Annotated in this window: 14 protein-coding genes; 3 read left to right on the forward strand and 11 right to left on the reverse strand. The window is 41.3% G+C overall.

Annotation, left to right across the window (positions count from 1 at the left end):
- Window positions 1–131: 131 nt before the first annotated feature.
- From icmF to RE409_RS26815, 7 genes are all read right to left on the reverse strand, one after another.
- Window positions 132–3398 (reverse strand): fused isobutyryl-CoA mutase/GTPase IcmF, encoded by a 3267-nt coding sequence (icmF, locus tag RE409_RS26785; protein WP_309558309.1) that lies wholly within the window; start codon window positions 3396–3398, stop codon window positions 132–134.
- A 25-nt stretch (window positions 3399–3423) separates the two neighbouring features.
- Entirely contained in the window at window positions 3424–4062 is a 639-nt protein-coding gene (locus RE409_RS26790) for a TetR/AcrR family transcriptional regulator (RefSeq protein ID WP_201187512.1), read from the reverse strand.
- A 113-nt stretch (window positions 4063–4175) separates the two neighbouring features.
- Window positions 4176–5315 (reverse strand): acyl-CoA dehydrogenase, encoded by a 1140-nt coding sequence (locus RE409_RS26795; protein ID WP_053348446.1) that lies wholly within the window; start codon window positions 5313–5315, stop codon window positions 4176–4178.
- A gap of 26 nt (window positions 5316–5341) precedes the next feature.
- A complete protein-coding gene (locus RE409_RS26800) occupies window positions 5342–6472 on the reverse strand; it encodes an acyl-CoA dehydrogenase (RefSeq protein WP_201222577.1) in 1131 nt (376 codons plus the stop codon).
- Window positions 6473–6501: 29 nt separating this feature from the next.
- Window positions 6502–7359 (reverse strand): 3-hydroxybutyryl-CoA dehydrogenase, encoded by an 858-nt coding sequence (locus RE409_RS26805; protein WP_201250225.1) that lies wholly within the window; start codon window positions 7357–7359, stop codon window positions 6502–6504.
- Window positions 7360–7390: 31 nt separating this feature from the next.
- Window positions 7391–8581: an acetyl-CoA C-acetyltransferase gene (locus tag RE409_RS26810; RefSeq protein ID WP_309558310.1), complete on the reverse strand. Its 1191-nt coding sequence runs from the start codon at window positions 8579–8581 to the stop codon at window positions 7391–7393.
- A 195-nt stretch (window positions 8582–8776) separates the two neighbouring features.
- Window positions 8777–10906 carry a (Fe-S)-binding protein gene (locus RE409_RS26815; protein ID WP_201225057.1) on the reverse strand — a complete coding sequence of 710 codons (2130 nt, stop codon included), beginning with the start codon at window positions 10904–10906 and terminating at the stop codon, window positions 8777–8779.
- Between the two features lie 316 nt (window positions 10907–11222).
- On the opposite strand from RE409_RS26815, the gene cls reads away from it, so the two are divergent.
- Both cls and uvsE read left to right on the forward strand, forming a co-directional pair.
- Window positions 11223–12425 carry a cardiolipin synthase gene (gene cls, locus RE409_RS26820; RefSeq protein ID WP_242485354.1) on the forward strand — a complete coding sequence of 401 codons (1203 nt, stop codon included), beginning with the start codon at window positions 11223–11225 and terminating at the stop codon, window positions 12423–12425.
- 26 nt (window positions 12426–12451) lie between these two features.
- Window positions 12452–13405 carry a UV DNA damage repair endonuclease UvsE gene (gene uvsE / locus RE409_RS26825; protein WP_309558311.1) on the forward strand — a complete coding sequence of 318 codons (954 nt, stop codon included), beginning with the start codon at window positions 12452–12454 and terminating at the stop codon, window positions 13403–13405.
- Window positions 13406–13454: 49 nt separating this feature from the next.
- Here uvsE and argS read toward each other — a convergent pair whose 3' ends face one another.
- From argS to speE, 4 genes are all read right to left on the reverse strand, one after another.
- Window positions 13455–15125 (reverse strand): arginine--tRNA ligase, encoded by a 1671-nt coding sequence (gene argS, locus RE409_RS26830; RefSeq protein ID WP_201187522.1) that lies wholly within the window; start codon window positions 15123–15125, stop codon window positions 13455–13457.
- Window positions 15126–15128: 3 nt separating this feature from the next.
- The gene (locus RE409_RS26835; RefSeq protein ID WP_053348440.1) at window positions 15129–15569 is read right to left on the reverse strand and encodes a YwiB family protein; all 441 of its coding nucleotides are present in this window, start codon (window positions 15567–15569) and stop codon (window positions 15129–15131) included.
- 282 nt (window positions 15570–15851) lie between these two features.
- Window positions 15852–16730 carry an agmatinase gene (gene speB, locus RE409_RS26840; RefSeq protein WP_056524116.1) on the reverse strand — a complete coding sequence of 293 codons (879 nt, stop codon included), beginning with the start codon at window positions 16728–16730 and terminating at the stop codon, window positions 15852–15854.
- Window positions 16731–16743: 13 nt separating this feature from the next.
- Window positions 16744–17571, reverse strand: a complete 828-nt coding sequence (gene speE / locus RE409_RS26845; protein ID WP_056524113.1) for a spermidine synthase — start codon at window positions 17569–17571, stop codon at window positions 16744–16746.
- A gap of 202 nt (window positions 17572–17773) precedes the next feature.
- On the opposite strand from speE, the gene RE409_RS26850 reads away from it, so the two are divergent.
- Window positions 17774–19840, forward strand: a complete 2067-nt coding sequence (locus tag RE409_RS26850) for a transglycosylase domain-containing protein (RefSeq protein WP_309558312.1) — start codon at window positions 17774–17776, stop codon at window positions 19838–19840.
- The last annotated feature ends 66 nt before the right edge of the window (window positions 19841–19906 follow it).

Here is a 19906-nt window from a genome sequence, read left to right on the forward strand (position 1 = left end):
ACTCCAATAGGGCTGATTCATCATTTTTGCCCCTTTACCAAATAATTATAAGGGAAAATTTACATTTTGCGAAAAAAACTCGGAATTTTTTTGAAAAAGGGGCCTCCTCAATTTCGGAGTACCCCTTAACTTTACATATTTCTTCGATATTGTCCGCCGACATCATATAATGCACGTGTAATCTGGCCCAAACTAGCCACTTTCACACAATTCATGAGTTCAGCAAAAATATTTTCCCCGTTCATCGCCGCTGCTTTTAAATTAGTTAGGGCTTCTTCTATGAACGCTTTATTTTTTTCCTGAAATGCCTGCAAGTTAATGATCTGCCCTTCCTTTTCTTCTTTCGTGGCACGGGCAATCTCCATGCTGTTCACAGCTTCTTCTGAAGGAGGATTAGGATTCAAGTACGTATTAACCCCAATAATCGGCAATTCTCCCGTATGCTTTTTCATTTCGTAATGCATGGATTCATCCTGGATTTTCCCGCGTTGATATTGTGTCTCCATAGCACCCAATACACCGCCCCGATCATTGATGCGATCAAACTCTTGTAGTACCGCTTCCTCAACCAGATCTGTCAACTCTTCTACTACAAAAGCACCCTGCATCGGGTTTTCATTTTTTGATAGCCCGTGCTCCTTTGTAATGATCATTTGAATAGCCATTGCACGACGTACAGACTCTTCCGTAGGTGTAGTAATAGCTTCATCGTATGCATTCGTATGCAGGGAGTTGCAGTTGTCTTGCAGGGCCATTAATGCCTGAAGTGTCGTTCGGATATCGTTAAAATCAATTTCCTGCGCATGGAGAGAGCGCCCCGACGTCTGGATATGATATTTCAACTTCTGACTACGGTCATTCGCTCCATATTTATCACGCATGACTGTCGCCCAGATCCGTCTTGCAACCCTTCCGATAACCGTATATTCCGGGTCTAGCCCATTCGAGAAGAAGAAAGACAAATTCGGTGCAAAGTCATCAATATTCATTCCGCGGCTTAAGTAATACTCTATATAAGTAAATCCATTTGCTAAAGTAAAAGCCAATTGTGAAATAGGATTGGCGCCTGCTTCAGCGATATGATACCCAGAAATGGATACCGAATAATAATTTCTGACTTTATTATCAATGAAATACGCTTGGATGTCCCCCATCAGCCTTAGGGCAAATTCCGTGGAAAAGATGCATGTATTCTGCCCTTGGTCTTCTTTTAGAATATCGGCTTGAACGGTCCCGCGTACCGTTTGAAGCGTGTAAGCCTGCACTTGTTCAGTTTCGGCATCTGTAAGAGAACGGCCCAACTCTTTTTCTTTCAGTTGAACCTGCTGATCAATCGCTGTATTCATATACATGGCCAAAATAATTGGCGCAGGACCATTGATAGTCATGGATACAGAGGTCGATGGGTGGCATAGGTCGAAGCCGGCATACAATTTTTTCATGTCATCCAACGTACAGATACTGACGCCGCTTTCACCTACCTTTCCATAAATATCCGGCCGGTAATCAGGATCTTCCCCATATAACGTCACAGAATCGAAAGCCGTACTGAGTCGTTTGGCATTATCGTCCTTTGACAAATAATGAAAACGTCGGTTGGTTCGATCCGGTGAACCTTCACCAGCAAATTGCCGCTTAGGGTCTTCTCCCTCACGCTTGAATGGAAAGACTCCGGCTGTATAAGGGAAGAAGCCAGGTACGTTTTCACGGAAGACCCAACTTAATATTTCTCCATAGTCCACATATTTAGGCAGTGATACTCTCGGAATCATTAGACCTGATAAGCTTTTAGTTTTCAGCTTTGTGATGATTTCTTTATCCCGGATTTTTGTTACAAACTGCTCCCCTGCATATTTTTCTCTTAAGTCCATCCATCCAGAAAGGATCTTTTTTGATTCAGAAGATAATTTAGAAGCGGTTTCCTTTTTCAGTGTTTCCAGAGAATTGATAACGTCTTCATTACTTTCATTTTCCTTAACTGCTTCAATTGCTCCTTCGAGCTGAAAGAGTCTGCGGGCAAAACGGACTTGTTCACTAGCCCGCTTATGATACGATCGGACCGTATCACTGATTTCACGTAAATAATAGCGGCGGTCGGTTGGAATTATGACATTTTGTTTGTATACTTCCGCTTCTTTTGAAAAAGTAGTACTCCACTCTGTCCCTGCTTTTTCATTTAATTTTTCAATTAGTGCAGCGAATAATGCATTCGTTCCTGGATCATTGAATTGGGAAGCAATTGTGCCATAGACAGGCATTTCAGAAGGATCTTGATCAAAAAGCGTACGGCTCCGTTGATATTGTTTTTGAACTTGGTTTTTTGCATCCTCGGAACCTTTACGCTCATATTTGTTTATCACTATTAAATCGGCATAATCAATCATATCAATTTTTTCAAGCTGGGAAGGAGCACCGAACTCACTCGTCATCACATACATAGCCACATCGCATATCTCAGCAATCTCCGCATCCCCCTGACCAATTCCGCTCGTTTCAACGATAATTAAATCGACGCCAGCTGCCTTCACAACCGAAATGGCATCTTTAATCGCTAAAGACAACTCACTTTTTGAACGACGAGTGGCTAGGCTCCGCATGTAAACACGCTCAGAAAAAATTGCATTCATTCGGATTCGGTCACCAAGCAAGGCACCACCTGTTTTTTGCTTTGTCGGGTCGACAGAAAGGATGGCCACCTTCTTATCTGGAATTTCGTTTATAAATCGACGAATCAATTCATCAGTCAGCGAACTTTTCCCTGCTCCTCCCGTCCCTGTTATCCCAAGAACCGGAACCTGCTTTTCAGATGTCTTGATTTGCTCAAGGAGGCTCTCCACTGCAGCCGCAGATTCATTTACAGCATCGAGTCTATTTTCAGCGAAGGTAATATATTGGGCAATGGCGCTTATTTCCCCTGCGATCAGTTCATCAAAGCGTTCCTGCAAGGATGGTTTGACGGTTGAAAAGTCGCACTCCTCCATCAATACATTAATCATGCCTTGAAGCCCATACTCCCGTCCCTCATCAGGAGAGAAAATACGGGCAATTCCATACTCATGAAGCTCTTTAATTTCCCGTGGGATGATGACTCCTCCTCCGCCGGCAAAAATCCGAATGTGCTGAGCTCCCTTTTCCTTCAACAAATCATACATGTATTTAAAATATTCCACATGCCCACCTTGGTAAGATGACATCGCTATACCTTGAACATCCTCTTGGATCGCCGCGTTAACTATTTCCTCTACCGAGCGATTATGGCCTAGGTGAATAACCTCCGCACCGCTAGCCTGAAGGATTCTCCTCATGATGTTAATAGATGCATCATGTCCATCAAATAAACTCGAAGCAGTCACGAATCGGATATGGTTCTTTGGTTTATACACCTCAACTGTACTCATTTAGCTCCTCCTTATTGAAACGAATTCATATCAAAGTACTTTTCTGAATCGATACATTTTGAATCAATAATTGTGTCTGCAGTTCAACATACTCTTGAAGCGTATACTTTTTGTGTAAAGCCCATCTTCTAAAACTCCACATCTGTCCCTGAACAAAAATGTTATGAGAAACAAGACTTATTTGATTTTCCGTTAACAGAAGCTCCCCATTTTCGACACATTTTGTTATGACCTTTTCAAACATACCTACCATCTGGATTTCTTTGTTTAGCACGTATGGTAATGCATCTTTCGTCAGAGCTTTCACTTCTTGATACATAACTAGAACTTCGTCCTGCATTTCATCCATTACTTGATAAAAATAAGCGATTGTCAGTTTCAGACTTTCTAGTGTCCCATCACTCTGTTCAATTTCTTTCTGAAGTTTTTCCTGAACTTCATCGTAAATAAAATCACAGACCAAATATAAAACATCTTCCTTTGTCCGGATATACTCATATAACGTACCTATACTGAAACCAGCGGCTTTAGCGATTTCCCTCGTCGTAGTACGATGAAATCCCTTTTCTTTAAAAAGGGTCACCGCACCTTTTATCATTTGTGTGCGCCTTTTTTCAACCAGCCGCTCATCCTTTACTGACGCATGAACTTCTCTTTTCTCCATTTTCTAACCCCTTTTGGAAAGCCTATCATTTAATGTTCAAAAGACAGTCTTTTGAAAAATGAAAAGGGTATTCCGGGAAGAACGATTCCTCACCGGAAAACCTGATTTCAATTCTATTTAGTTATCATCCTTGAGATGACCAGCTTTTGAATTTCCTGCGTACCTTCATAGATCTGGGTGATTTTTGCATCACGCATATAGCGTTCAACTGGATAATCTTTTGTATATCCATAACCACCGAAAACTTGCACGGCCTCTGTCGTCACTTTCATTGCTGTATCCCCTGCAAATAGTTTTGACATTGCCGACTCTTTTCCATAAGGAAGACCTTCTGACTCTAACCAAGCTGCCTGATAGGTTAATAGCCTTGAAGCCTCCACTCCTGTCGCCATATCCGCTAATTTAAAACCGATGCCTTGCTGTGCGGAAATTGGTTTTCCAAATTGGACACGCTCTTTTGCATAGTCAACTGCTGCATCCAATGCACCTTGTGCAATGCCGACTGCCTGGGCCGCAATTCCGTTACGGCCACCATCAAGCGTCATCATCGCAATTTTAAAGCCCTCTCCTTCTTTGCCAAGAAGATTTTCTTTAGGCACACGGCACTCATCAAAAATAATTTCCGTGGTAGGTGATGAACGAATCCCCAGCTTTTTCTCTTTTTTACCCACACTAAAGCCCGGGAAGTCTTTTTCAATGATAAAGGCACTTGTTCCTTTTTGTTTGGATTCAGGGTCTGTCAATGCAAAAACTACATACGTATCAGCAATCCCGCCATTCGTGATGAAAATTTTTGAACCATTAATAATATATTCATCACCTACAAGCTTTGCAGTCGTTCTCATACCACCAGCGTCAGAGCCTGAGCTTGGCTCCGTCAGACCATACGCACCTATTTTTTCACCCTGCGCCATCGGACGAAGGTATTTTTGTTTTTGCTCTTCAGATCCAAATTTGTAAATTGGCCATCCTGCAAGAGAGGTATGAGCGGATAAAGTTACTCCCGTAGAAGCGCAAACACGGGAAAGTTCCTCAATCGCGATACAATAAGCTAAGTAATCGCTTCCAATGCCGCCATATTCTTCTGGCCATGGAATCCCTGTCAATCCCAGTTCAGCCATTTTATCAAAAATCTCACGGTCAAATCGTTCTTCTTCATCCCTTTCAGCGGCTGACGGAGCCACTTCATTTTGGGCAAAGTCGCGTACCATTTTTCTGATCATTTCATGTTCTTCTGTTAGTTTAAATTGCATGACTATGTCCCCCACTTTTTTCTTTTTTATAGATTTTTACTGATGACCATCCTCTGTATTTCACTGGTACCCTCATATATTTCGGTTACCTTTGCATCCCTGAAATAGCGCTCGACTGGATATTCCGTTGTGTATCCATAGCCGCCGTAAACTTGAACGGCTTCTATTGTCACCTCAACAGCCGTCCTCGAAGCGAATAGCTTAGCCATGGACGCCTCCTTGCCGCAATTCAACCCTTTGGAGCGTAAATACGCCGCTCGATAGACCAGTAGTCTAGAAGCTTCTATGTTCGTTGCCATTTCAGCCAGCTTGAAACCAATCCCCTGCTGGGTTGCAATTGGTTTACCAAATTGCACTCTGTCTTTTGCATATTGGACAGCATGTTCCAAAGCACCTTCAGCGATTCCAAGTGCTTGAGAAGCAATGCCTATCCTTCCAGAATCCAAGTTGGCCATCGCTATCTTAAAGCCCTCTCCTTCGTTGCCAAGGATATTAGCTGCAGGTATTTTCATATCTTCAAAGGTTACCTGTACGGTGCTCGATCCATGAAGACCCATTTTACGTTCATTTTTTCCAATGATTAAGCCCGGGGTTCCTTTTTCTACGATAAAGGCAGAGATTCCCTTGCTCCCCTTCTCAGGGTTGGTTGAGGCAAAAATAATATATACATCTGCTTCGCCACCGTTGGTGATAAATACCTTGGATCCATTTATTCGATACATACCGCCTTCCTTGACCGCTTTTGATTTCAAACTAGCAGCATCGGAACCTGAGCTTTGTTCTGTTAAACAAAAAGCACCTAACAATTTTCCCGCGGCAAGCTTAGGCACATATTTTTGCTTCTGCTCATCCGTTCCAAAATAAACGATTGGATTTGTTCCAACAGAAGTATGAACAGACAATATGACACCGAGAGTCGGGCTAACTTTGGAAATTTCATTAATGGCGATAATATAAGACATAAAGTCCATACCCGCTCCCCCATATTGTTCTGGAATCGGGATTCCCATTAACCCAAGCTCACCCATTTTATGCAGGATTGTTTTGGGGAACTCTCCTCTTTCCATTGCCTCGATATGTGGGGTAATCTCATTCACCGCAAAATCACGTACCATTTTCCGCATCATTTCCTGCTCTTCTGTAAACTTGAAATCCATTCCTTCATTCCTCCCTAGCTGCATACTCTCTATGATTTGTTATATTCGTAAAAGCCACGTCCTGACTTCTTACCTAACCACCCTGCTTTTACATATTTTCTTAACAGAGGACATGGACGGTATTTATCATCTCCTAGCCCTTGGTGAAGGGTTTCCATTATGTATAAACATGTGTCCAACCCAATGAAGTCAGCTAGTGTCAACGGACCCATCGGATGATTCATTCCTAGCTTCATCACGTCATCGATTGCCTCTTTAGTAGCGACACCCTCGTATAGTGTATAAATGGCCTCATTAATCATCGGCATCAAAATCCGGTTCGAGACAAAGCCAGGGAAATCATTTACTTCAACTGGTACCTTGCTTAGAGATTCCGCCATTTTCTCAACTTTTTTATAAACTTCGTCCGTTGTTGCAAGACCTCGAATAATCTCAACCAGCTTCATGACCGGAACGGGATTCATAAAATGCATGCCAATTACCTTTTCCGGTCTTCTTGTGGCGGCGGCTATTTCGGTAATCGGTAGAGAAGAAGTATTGGATGCAAGAATTACGTGTTTCGGAGTAATTTCATCCAACTCGGCGAATAGCTTTGTTTTAATTTCCATATTTTCAATCGCCGCTTCAATCACCAAATCAACCCCAGCGGCATTTTTTAAATCTGTTGATGAAGTCAATCGTGAAAGGGTTGCCTCTTTATCCCCAACTGCCATTTTCCCTTTTTCAACTTGACGGGAAAGATTTTTGATAATTGTGCCTAAGCCTTTTTCTACATATTCTTCTTTTAAATCATGTAAAAGAACTTCATAACCGCTCATTGCGCAAACTTGTGCAATACCAGATCCCATCTGCCCCGCGCCAATGACCATCACTTTATGAATGCTCATGAATATCCCTCCTTATTTATCTATGAATCTATCAGCCCTGCTTTGGTACTTCGATTAATATGGCATCTCCTTGGCCGCCGCCACTACAAATTGCTGCAATACCTAATCCACCGCCACACCGTTTCAATTCATGCATCAGCGTAATGATGATTCGAGCTCCACTGGCTCCGATTGGGTGCCCTAATGCTACGGCTCCACCGTTCACATTGACTTTTTCCGGCTCGATGTTGGCAATTTTCCCACTGGCCAGTGCCACCGCAGCAAATGCTTCGTTTACTTCAAATAAATCAATGTCTTCTATCGATTTACCAGTCTTTTCTAAGATTTTATTTATGACTAAGCCCGGTGTTTTAGGAAAATCCTTTGCTTCAACAGCCACTTCGGCATGACCTAAAATATAAGCAAAAGGCGTTTTCCCTTCTTTTCTCGCACGATCTTCGCTCATTAACACGAGTGCACCTGCTCCATCATTGACGCCGGGCGCATTTCCTGCAGTTATAGTCCCTTCGTTATTAAAAGCCGGACCTAATTTAGCGAGCTTCTCAGAGGATGTATCTTTTCTTGGCCCTTCATCATGTTCAATTGTAATTGGTTCACCTTTTCGTACCGGAACCTGTACGGAAATGATTTCTTCAGCAAGGATACCGCCATCAATTGCTTTTATCGCTTTTTGATGACTTTCGTAGGCCCAGCTATCTTGGTCCTCACGGGTAAGTTCAAGTTCCTCAGCAGTACTATTGCCGTATGTACCCATATGTACGCCGGTAAAGCTACAGCTAAGCCCATCAGAAATCATTGTGTCCTTAAGCGGGGCATCACCCATCCTAAGTCCCCATCTTGCTTTCGGAATAATATAAGGTGCATTGCTCATCGATTCCATCCCGCCGGCAACAATGATTTCTTCCTCCCCCAAGCGAATAATCTGATCAGCCAATGTCACACTACGAAGTCCTGATGCACATACTTTATTAATGGTTTCGGTTTTCACTTCCCAAGGTAATCCTGCAAGACGTGCTGCCTGGCGAGAAGGTATTTGGCCTTGACCTGCTTGTAGCACATTCCCCATAATGACCTCGTCTATCTGGCTGCTTTCAATCCCTGCCCGCTTAACCGCCTCCTTGATTGCAATTCCTCCAAGTTGTGATGCTGTCAAACTGCTAAGACCTCCGCCGAATTTACCAAAAGGTGTTCTCACACCACTAACAATCACTGTTTTTGTCATCATTTTTTCCTCCTTTAAGTAACATTGATTGAACGCTCGCTCAATATAGGATCAAAAAAATATTTATTGTAAGCGCTTAATATTATATTACATAATTTTTACAAAAATTAAAATATTTAGTTCAAAATTAATTAAAAATTGCCTACTTCAATTGAATATATTCATTTAAAAGAAGCAGGCAATTTTATTTTAAAATTAAGATGCTATTGACTTATTTTCACCAATAACCGCTTTTTCGAGTAATTCGGCTACATCATACGTTTTTACATTTTCTTCAACTTCTTTTGCTTTTGTACCATCAGATAACATGGTCAAACAGTACGGACAGCCGGAACTGATAACAGTTGGGTTAACGGCGAGTGCTTGTTCAGTACGTGCCACATTTATACGGTTTCCGGTTTCTTCTTCCATCCACATCAAGCCGCCTCCAGCTCCACAGCACATGCCTTTTTCACGGTTACGTTCCATCTCAATAAGCTTGACGCCTTCAATAGATTGTAAAATTTCACGTGGCGGACTGTATACATCATTGTATCTTCCCAAATAACAAGAATCATGGAATGTAATCGTTTCATTAACCGGATACTGTGGTACCAATCTGTCTTCACTGACAAGTTTGGCTAGTAATTCAGTATGGTGATATACCTCAGCCTCCAAACCAAAATCCGGATACTCATTCTTAAAAATATTGTAGGCATGAGGATCAATTGTCACGATTTTTTTAATTTCATTTTTCTGGAATTCCTCTATATTTTTCATTGCAAGCTCTTGAAAAACAAACTCATTACCTAACCGGCGAGGAGTATCTCCTGAGTTTTTCTCCTTATTTCCTAAGATTGCAAATTTGATGCCCGCTTCATTCATTAGTTTAGCGAAGGAAAGGGCAATTTTCTGGCTTCGGTTATCGTACGATCCCATTGAACCTACCCAGAATAAATATTCGAATTCCTCGTCTGCTTTTTGCAATTCTTTAACTGTCGGGATGTTAACATCATCACGCAGGACTCTCCAGTCTTCTCTCTCTTTACGATTCAATCCCCAAGGGTTCCCTTGTCTCTCAATGTTTGTCATCGCACGTTGAGCATCTGGATCCAACCTACCTTCAGTCAAGACTAGATATCGGCGCATATCGATAATTTTGTCGACATGTTCATTCATTACCGGACATTGGTCTTCACAGTTCCTGCAAGTGGTACATGCCCAAAGTTCTTCTTCAGTAATGACTTCTCCAATTAAGCTCGGGCTGTAAGCTTCAGTTGCTGCAGCTGATTCCTGTGCTCCCTGCGTGGCACTGGCTAGTGCTATCTTATTTCCCTTTGAATTGCCAAAAACGAAGGATGGAACCCATGGCTGCTTTGTTGTAACAGCTGCACCTGTATTTGTTAAATGGTCACGCATCTTGATGATAATATCCATCGGCGACAGCATTTTCCCTGTACCAGTTGCCGGGCACATATTCGTACAACGGCCGCACTCTACGCATGCATAGAGGTCCACCATTTGATATTGCGTTAAGTCCTCGATATATTTGGCACCATAATATTGATTGCCTTCTTTGTCTAAAACCTCTTCTTCTAAATCTACCGACTTTAATTTTCCTGGATTATCCAGACGGTTAAGAAATACATTTATTGGTCCAGCAATTAAGTGAGCATGCTTAGACTGCGGGATATAAACGAGGAACGATAATATGATTAGCAAATGCATCCACCAGGCTACATAAAACACAACAGTCGCTGCTGTTGGTCCCATCCAGCCAAATAGGTAGGCGATACTAGAGGCAACTGGCTCTGACCAAGTTGCTTCGTGTCCGTGCCAGATCATTCCCATCCCATTACCTAGTAACACTGTAATCATGATTCCTGTTATGAAGATAACAACCAATCCTGCTTTAAAATCTCTTTTCAAACGAACAAGTTTCTCTACGTAACGACGATAAGCTGCCCAAAGGATTGCGACAAGAACCGTAAGCGTCACGATTTCTTGGAAGAAAGTAAAGGCCGGGTATACGGGGCCAAACGGTAGATGCCACCCAGGCTTTAAGCCTTTTATAAAAAAGTCCAGTGCACCAAATTGCACTAAGATGAAACCGTAAAATAACATGGCATGGATGATTCCGCTCTTTTTATCTTTAAAGAGCTTCTTCTGTCCAAACACATAAACCCCTATTTTCACGAGACGATCTTTCACACGGTTATCGAATTCCACTTTTTTACCAAGTTTTATATAAGCTATTCGAGTCCTTATCAAATAGACAAATAATCCAGCGGCGTAAGCGGTTACAAGTAAAAATGCAGTTAAGTTAATCCACAGCAGGCCATTCATTTCCATGCACTCTTTCCCCCTCTAAAAAGTTTTTTATTCAAGTAAAATGCCTAGTTGCTCATTTTAATAAATTTGAAAATATGGCATTTTTCTGAAATTTGATTAATTCCATTATATAATGAATGAGCATTCAGTCAACTTTTTCTTTCTAAATAAATATAGTTTGTTTTTCAACATCTTAATTGTATAGTTCGACAATTCTGTAAATTTACCTTCTATTTTAGAAAAAAAATGTAGTTTATCTTCACTCTTTTTTTGATGGTTATGAACAAGTAACTTGAGCCAAACTAAATTAAATCAATTAGGGGGGATTTTGTTGAAGATAATCACTACGCTTGCCTCTATTTTTTTATTGATCTTCACTTGGTGTTGGGTCGATTTTAAGTTAGGGCATAAGCGTAATATGAAGCAGGTAACGAACATTAAATATCCGCCTCGGAAAAGTGACTTGACTGTATTCACATCAGGGAAAATACTGTTTGATGATTTCATGAAAGAAATCAAGCTAGCTCAGGATTCTATCCATATTCTTTTTTATATAGTAAAAAATGATAAATTTAGCAAGGAGTTTTTAAAGTTACTTCAAACTAAAGCTGAAGCGGGTGTTGAAGTAAGACTGTTAGTCGACAGGATTGGCAGTAAAAACATTTCCCGGGAGAGCATTCAGGAATTAAAGAAAAGCGGCGTTCATTTTTCATTTAGCTTTAAACCCAAGCTCCCTTTCCTTTTTTATTCGATACAAAAAAGAAATCACCGCAAAATTACCGTAATAGACGGTCGGATCGGCTATCTTGGCGGATTTAATATCGGCAAGGAGTATATTAACCAAGGGGAAAAGTTAAATCCTTGGAGAGATTACCATGTAAAAATAACTGGGGAAGGAGTTAAGGATTTGCAGGAAGTCTTCCTTTCTGACTGGGTTCACGATACAAACGAAGATTACCGGGGAACACCTGCATATTTTCCTACCTTGGTTCCTGGTACTCAGGCTCATCAGGTTATTGTCACGAACGGAAGCCATCTTGAGCAGACTTTAACACGCTTAATTCAGCAAGCTGAGAAAAAAATCATTATCGGAACCCCATACTTCATCCCCAGTCAAACACTGTTTCAGGAATTAAGGTCAGCCCTTGCACGCAAGGTTTCTGTGACGGTCATTGTTCCTGAAATGTCGGATCACGCCCTTGTCAAAGAGGCATCCTTCCCCTATTTCCGGATTTTATTAAAGGAAGGTGCTACTATTCTGCAATTTCAAAGAGGGTTCTACCATTCTAAAGTGATATTGATTGATGATATAATTTGTGATGTTGGTACTGCTAATTTTGATAAACGAAGTCTATTTTTAAATAGTGAAATCAATTGTTTGATATTTGACCAAGCATTTATAGAAGATGTAAAAAAGGAATTGGCGGTAGACATAGCTGAATCTAAGCCATTAAGCAGGGATTCACTATCCTCCATTAATGTAGCCCGTACAGCAAAAGAGTCACTGGCTTCCATCCTTTCTCCTTTTCTTTAACATCGCGTTTTTAGGGAGAGAATTAAATGAAAATTAGATTTGGATATGTATCTAATGCCACCTGTCTTTGGGAAGCTTCCCCCGCTAAGACGCTTACCTTTAAGCGGTACAGCGCACTTGGACAAGAGGAAGGGATGCAAAAGCTTCTTAGTGTGACAAAACAGAACATTGAAAGTACATTAAGGGTCCTTCAATATAATACAGCTCACCAAATAGAAATCTACCGGATGTCCAGTTCAATTGTTCCTTTAGCCACGCACCCCGAGGTAGAATGGGATTTTGTCACTCCTTTTAAACAAGAATGGAAACAGCTCGGCGATTGGATATCTGCACATAAAATGCGGGTTAGCTTTCACCCTAATCAGTTTACGTTGTTTACAAGCCCTAAACCCGAGATTACACAAAATGCCGTAAAAGATATGGAGTTTCACTATAAGATGCTTGATGCGATGGGGATTGCCGACTCCTCTTTTATCAATATCCATGTCGGTGGAGCTTATGGTGATAAAGAATCAGCCATAATACGGGTTCATGACAACCTTAAGTCGCTCCCCAGGCATGTGAAAGCAAGGATGACCTTGGAGAATGACGATAAAACATATACAGCATCAGAAACCTTGATCGTGTGTAAAAAGGAAAACATTCCGCTTGTCTTTGATTACCACCACCATCTTGCGAATCTATCCGATGAGCCGCTTAACGAGCTGCTCATCCAAATTTTCTCCACCTGGAGTCAGTCTGGGACGGTACCTAAGGTTCATATTTCTTCTCCAAAGTCGGCAGTTGAATTTCGCTCGCATGCAGATTATATCGATTTTGAATTCATTATTCCCCTTTTGAAAGTACTAAGGGAACTCAGACAAGACGTCGATTTCATGATTGAAGCTAAAATGAAGGACCGGGCAATGTTGAAACTTATTGAAGATGTCGCTAAGGTACGTGGTGTGAAAAGAATTAGCGGCGGTGCTGTAGAGTGTTAATCAATACAATAAAAAGCGACTGTTTCACAAGAATCAGTCGCTTTTTTTATTACATTTTTTCCGGAGCTGAAACACCAATCAGTGCTAATGCATTTTTCAACGTAATTTGAACTGATTTGACAAGACCCAGACGGGCCTTACTTCTATCCATCTTCTCAACATCCAATACTTTATCAGCATTGTAGAAGCTGTGGAATGTAGAAGCCAGGTCGAAAATATAATTTGTCATGCGGTGAGGCATCCTTTTTTCGGCAGCTTCTGCAATTGCCTGAGGGAACTCTCCCAATTTCTTCAATAATTCTACTTCCTTTTCAGTAGAAAGAGCAGAGAAATCAGTGGTACCTTCATAGCTGATTCCTTGTTCCACACCTTGGCGTAAAATACTTGAAATACGAGCATGGGCATACTGTGCATAATAAACTGGGTTATCATTGGATTGTGACACTGCAAGATCCAGATCAAAGTCCATATGTGTGTCCGCGCTTCTCATCGCAAAGAAATAACGTGTTGCATCCAGACCCACTTCTTCAATAAGATCACGCATCGTCACTGCTTTACCAGTACGCTTACTCATTTTCATTTTCTCGCCATCTTTGTATAGATGGACAAGCTGAATGATTTCTACTTCAAGCTGCTCACGTTTATAACCTAACGCTTCGATTGCTGCTTTCATACGCGGGATATAACCATGGTGGTCCGCACCCCAAATATTAATCAACGTTTCAAAGCCGCGCTCCAATTTATTGCGGTGGTATGCAATATCCGGTGTCAAGTATGTGTAAGACCCATCCTGCTTAATAAGAACGCGGTCTTTATCGTCGCCAAGTTCTGTAGAACGGAACCATGTCGCACCATCTTCCTCATAAATATGACCTCTTCCCTTCAACACTTCAAGCGCTTCGTCAATTTTACCGTCTTGATAAAGAGAAGTTTCAGAGTACCATACATCAAAACCGACACGGAAGTTTTCCAAGTCTGTTTTCAGTTTTTGCATTTCATATTTCAAACCATACTCACGGAAAAAGTCAAAACGTTCTTTTTCATCAACGTTTACATATTTATCGCCATATTCACTTGCAAGTGTTTTACCGATGCCAATAATATCTTCGCCATGATAGCCACCCTCTGGCATATCTTTTTCGAGGCCTAGCGCTTGGAAATAGCGTGCTTCTATTGAAATAGCCAAATTATTAATTTGGTTTCCTGCATCATTGATGTAGTATTCACGTGAAACATCATAACCTGCTTTAGACAATACATTACACAAAGTATCACCTACTGCAGCACCACGAGCATGGCCAAGATGAAGATCACCAGTCGGATTGGCAGAAACAAATTCAACCTGGATTTTTTCACCTTTTCCAAAGTCACTTTCTCCATACGCATCGTTCGCTTTCAAAATGACCGGAATTAGTTCTGTCAAATACGAATTATTCATGTAGAAGTTAATGAACCCTGGTCCTGCAATTTCGATTTTTTCGATTGATGCTTTTGAGTTATCAAAGTTTTCAATGATTGCCTCAGCTATCATTCTCGGCGCTTTTTTTGCAATCTTTGTTAATTGCATCGCCATATTTGTGGAATAATCTCCGTGTGTTTTATCTCTCGGAAGTTCCAATACTACGTTTGGAATTTGCTCTTCCGTTGCTAAACCAGCCTTAATAACTGCAGCGTTAATTTCTTGTTTCAGTTTTTCCTGTACCTCTTTTACTATGTTCATGTTCTATGCTTCCTCCTTGTAGGAAATCGTCATTTCATATTGCCCGGGTTCGCTTCCCTGCATATGTAACGTATAGTGAAGGACCAGCTTCCCTTCCTTTTTTTGCTCATCCCATTGATGATGAATTTTCTTCGTGGTCGTCAGTAACCCGAGCCTGCCATATATACTTTCATAATGTCCATTTGTCGCTTCCTGCAAGCGGAAAAGCTGCCTCATTTTAATGGCACCGTTTCTAAGCAGAATCGTATCATTCGTTTTGTGCTTGATTGTTGTCTGCGTTTTACCGGCTTCATTTTCTTCTGTATATTGCAAATACAAATCGGAACCTTTATACATTTTTGTACCAAATGTAACCAACTCATACGTTTCCGTTTCCGAGCCATGCTTGATTTTTGTCTGTAAAGTAACTTTAATATTATGTTTATCTATATCATGAAGAGACAAAGCTACACTTCCTTCATCATGTCGTTCTTAACTTTATAAGTATAAATATTCTTCAGGGAAGTTTCAACTTGGAGCGGAAAATAAAGTTTGAATCTAAATTGGGCGGAATAGTCTGCTGAAAAACATGTGATGCCAATTCATTTGATTTTAACGCAATAATTGCTTCGTGTGGTGGAATTTTTTAAAAAGTATCTTTCAGATACAGAAAATCTACACGTCTTCTTGTTCTCAGTATACAAAAAAGACCATTCCTGCTTAAAAACAGGAACAGTCTTCCATCCATTAACCTTTTTGAACCCAACCCAGGAGCATTTCGCGAATCAGCTTGCTTGCTGTGTTCGCTGTTTGCTCGGATGGATCATAGATCGGTGCCACTTCAACTAAATCGCAACCTACTACATTAATTTCAGAACGCGCTATCTCATGAATCGAGGCTAATAGCTCTTTAGATGTAATGCCTCCACAATCAACAGTGCCTGTTCCCGGTGCATGCGCAGGGTCAAGAACATCGATGTCAATCGTCACATATACTGGACGACCTGCTAGCTGAGGCAATACTTCTTTCAGTGGCTCAAGAACTTCAAATTTCGAGATATGCATGCCGTTTTCTTTTGCCCATTGAAATTCCTCTTTTAAGCCGGAACGAATGCCGAAAGAGTAAACATTTTTCGGACCAATAAGCTCCGCTGATTTGCGGATGATGGACGCATGTGAAAGCGGCTCACCCTCATAGTCCTCGCGTAAATCTGTATGGGCATCCATATGGATAATAGCCATGTCTGGATATTTCTTATACATAGCCTTAATAACAGGCCAAGTGACGAGGTGCTCCCCGCCCATACCCAATGGGAATTTACCTGCATCAAGTACGCCGTCAACAAATTTTTCAATCATATCGATACTGCGTTGTGGATTCCCAAATGGCAATGGAATATCCCCAGCATCATAGAATTTCACTTCTTCTAATTCACGATCTAAATACGGACTGTATTCTTCCAAACCGATAGAAACTTCACGAATTCGAGTAGGACCAAAGCGGGAACCTGGACGGAAACTTACTGTCCAGTCCATAGGCATACCGTAAAGCACTGCTTCAGATTCCTCAAAACTCGGGTGGCTTTTAATGAATACATTACCAGAGTAGGCTTCATCAAATCGCATATTCATGCCTCCCTTATTTCACTAAATCTTGAACAAATTTAGGCAGAACGAAAGCTGCTTTATGAAGTTCTTTTGTATAATATTTTGTTTCAATTTCATGGAAACGCTCTTCTGTCACTTCAAGCGGGTTATACTTTTTAGAGCCGATTGTGAATGCCCAAAGACCACTTGGATATGTCGGGATATTTGCTAAATAAAGGCTAGTGATCGGGAATATTTCTTTCACATCGCGTTGCACATCACGTATTAAGTCTGCTTTAAACCAAGGATTATCAGATTGTGCCACAAAAATCCCGTCTTCTTTCAGTGCTTTGGAGATCCCAGCATAAAAGCCTTTAGTAAATAAATTTACAGCGGGACCAACTGGTTCAGTAGAGTCAACCATGATCACGTCATATTCATTTTCACTTTTAGCGATGTGCATGAAGCCATCCCCTACTTGTACGTCTACACGCGGATCTTCAAGCATACCTGCAATTTCAGGTAAGAACTTCTTTGAGTATTCGATAACTTTCCCATCGATATCAACCAAAGTAGCTTTTTTTACGCTTGGGTGTTTTAGGATTTCACGGATTACTCCACCGTCTCCTCCGCCTACAACCAAAACGTTCTCTGGATTAGGATGAGTAAATAAAGGAACATGGGCTACCATTTCGTGGTAAACGAATTCATCGCGTTGTGAAGTCATTACCATGTCATCTAGCAATAGCATATTGCCCCACTCTTCTGTTTCAATCATATCTAGCTTTTGAAACTCAGTTTGCTCCGTATGTAAAGTACGATTCACTTTCATCGTAATACCAAAATTCTCTGTTTGTTTCTCAGTAAACCAAATGCTCATTTATTAACGCTCCTTTTCCAATTCATATAGTAAGTCACCTAATAGGTTTCCCATTTTCGTTATTGTCATTAGCTAGAAAAATTATAGACGAATCTAGCAGAATTGCAAGTTAAATTTCACAAATGCAGTTCTTATGTTTAAAAATTTCTTTTTTTTCCATAATAGTAATAGATTCTTTTTATAAAAAGAGAGGTGAAAGCAATTGGAGTTAATTCCAAGCGAACGATTTAAAAGGACAACTAAATATGTGCGGGCCTTTATTATTCTTGCCACAATCGGACTTACAATACTCTTTGTATTGCTTCTCTCTTTACTGGTGTATGCAAAAATATTAGGTCCGCCGCCTTTGGTTGTGCCACAGTCCACTCTCTATTATAGTGATAGCGGAAATGTGATTGGTGAAACCGATAATGGCCAGAAACGTTATTGGGCTGGAATGGAATCGATTTCTCCACAGCTTATCAAGGCTACTGTTGCGGTTGAGGATCGACAATTTTACACCCATAAAGGCTTTGATATAAAACGAATCGGCGGAGCTATCCTTGCCGATATTCGTGCAAGGTCGAAGGTCCAAGGGGCAAGCACGATTACCCAGCAGTATGCCAGGAATCTGTTTCTCGGCCATGACAAAACGTGGACGCGAAAGTTTAATGAAGCCTTTTATACGATACGGCTGGAAATGAACTATTCCAAAAAGGAAATTCTAGAAGGCTATCTAAATACGATTTACTACGGTCATGGCGCCTATGGAGCTCAGGCCGCTAGTCAATATTACTTTGGCAAAGATGCTAAGGATTTAACTCTTTCAGAAACGAGCATGCTAGCCGGGATACCTAAAGGGCCGTCCAACTACTCTCCATTGGATAACTTGGAAAAAGCAAAATCAAGGCAACAAATTGTCCTGCGAGCCATGAAAAACAAAAACTACATTTCAGAAGCAAATATGGATAAAGCCTTGCAAACAGCTCTTACATTAAAAGGCGAGCACGGGACTGTAACCAATAAAACAGCCCCTTATTTCCAGGATGCTGTTAAGCAGGCTTTAAAATCTCAGCTTCATATAGATGACCGGACGATTGAACTGGGCGGGCTTAAGGTTTATACGACTCTTGATGAAAAACAACAGGACATTGCTGAAGAGGTTCTTTCTACTACCATACCCAAGTCCTCAGACATTCAAGCTGCTATAGTCGCAATGGATCCGGGCACAGGGGAAGTCCGTGCATTAGTCGGTGGTAAAAATTACACAGAATCACCGTTTAATCGTGCCACACAGGCCGTTCGCCAGCCTGGTTCTACGATGAAGCCATTGCTCTACTATTCAGCACTGGAAAATGGTTTTACACCATCTACCACCTTGAAAAGTGAGACAACTACGTTTTCTTTTGATGATGGTCACTCTTCTTACACGCCGCACAATTACAATCATCAATATGCGGAAGGCGAAATCACAATGGCTCAGGCCGTTGCTCTATCGGACAATATCTTTGCCGTAAAAACGCATTTGTTCCTTGGTGAACAATCTTTGGTAGATACGGCGCATAGGTTCGGCATCACTTCGAAAATGGATGCTGTTCCATCTCTAGCACTTGGCACGTCAGGTGTTCGAGCCATTGAAATGGTTAATGCCTACAGCATTCTGGCTAACGGCGGTAAAAAAGTTGAACCCATCTTTATCAAAAGAGTTGAAAATCAAAAAGGCGAAGTGATTTTTGACCATACTAAGAAAACGGAACAGGTTCTGGATGCGGATAAAGCCTTTGTAATGACCGAGATGCTTACAGGGGTTTTTGATGAAACTTTAAATGGCTATACGAAAGTGACTGGCAGCACAATCAGTTCCCAGTTGACACGCCCATACGCTGGAAAGTCCGGCTCCACCTCTACAGATAGCTGGATGATTGGCTACACACCGCACCTTGTTGCCGGAGTTTGGACGGGTTATGATCAAGGAAAGAAAATCGAAGTTCCAGCTGAAAAAAGCTATGCGAAGAAGATTTGGGCTTCCTATATGGAAAAAGGCCTACATGGACAACCCGCAAAATCGTTTAAGGAAACGGAAAATGTAATCGGAGTTTATGTGAATCCTGAAAGCGGTAAATTGGCAACGAAGGCCTGTCCTGCTTCGAGGTTGACCTACTATGTTAAAGGAACTGAGCCAGTCGAATACTGTGCAGAGCACTTCAAGGGCAAGAATTCAAAACGTACTCCGAAGGAAGAAGAACAAAAGACTCCATGGTACAAAAAAGTATTAAAGCCATGGGGATAACGAAAAACCCCGAAGCCGGTAGCGGCTTCGGGGTTTTTCTGTCCTAGTTCCACAGTGTCTAAACTG

Source organism: Peribacillus sp. R9-11 (assembly GCF_031345095.1).
GTDB lineage: Bacteria > Bacillota > Bacilli > Bacillales > DSM-1321 > Peribacillus > Peribacillus butanolivorans.

Coding starts and splice junctions, on each gene's coding strand:
- RE409_RS26805 (WP_201250225.1), bottom strand. CDS start 7,359: ATGAGCATTCATAAAGTGATGGTCATTGGCGCGGGGCAGATGGGATCT.
- RE409_RS26795 (WP_053348446.1), bottom strand. CDS start 5,315: ATGCAATTTAAACTAACAGAAGAACATGAAATGATCAGAAAAATGGTA.
- argS (WP_201187522.1), bottom strand. CDS start 15,125: ATGAACATAGTAAAAGAGGTACAGGAAAAACTGAAACAAGAAATTAAC.
- RE409_RS26815 (WP_201225057.1), bottom strand. CDS start 10,906: ATGAATGGCCTGCTGTGGATTAACTTAACTGCATTTTTACTTGTAACC.
- speB (WP_056524116.1), bottom strand. CDS start 16,730: ATGCGATTTGATGAAGCCTACTCTGGTAATGTATTCATTAAAAGCCAC.
- speE (WP_056524113.1), bottom strand. CDS start 17,571: ATGAGCATTTGGTTTACTGAGAAACAAACAGAGAATTTTGGTATTACG.
- uvsE (WP_309558311.1), top strand. CDS start 12,452: ATGAAAATTAGATTTGGATATGTATCTAATGCCACCTGTCTTTGGGAA.
- RE409_RS26800 (WP_201222577.1), bottom strand. CDS start 6,472: ATGGATTTCAAGTTTACAGAAGAGCAGGAAATGATGCGGAAAATGGTA.
- icmF (WP_309558309.1), bottom strand. CDS start 3,398: ATGAGTACAGTTGAGGTGTATAAACCAAAGAACCATATCCGATTCGTG.
- RE409_RS26810 (WP_309558310.1), bottom strand. CDS start 8,581: ATGACAAAAACAGTGATTGTTAGTGGTGTGAGAACACCTTTTGGTAAA.
- RE409_RS26790 (WP_201187512.1), bottom strand. CDS start 4,062: ATGGAGAAAAGAGAAGTTCATGCGTCAGTAAAGGATGAGCGGCTGGTT.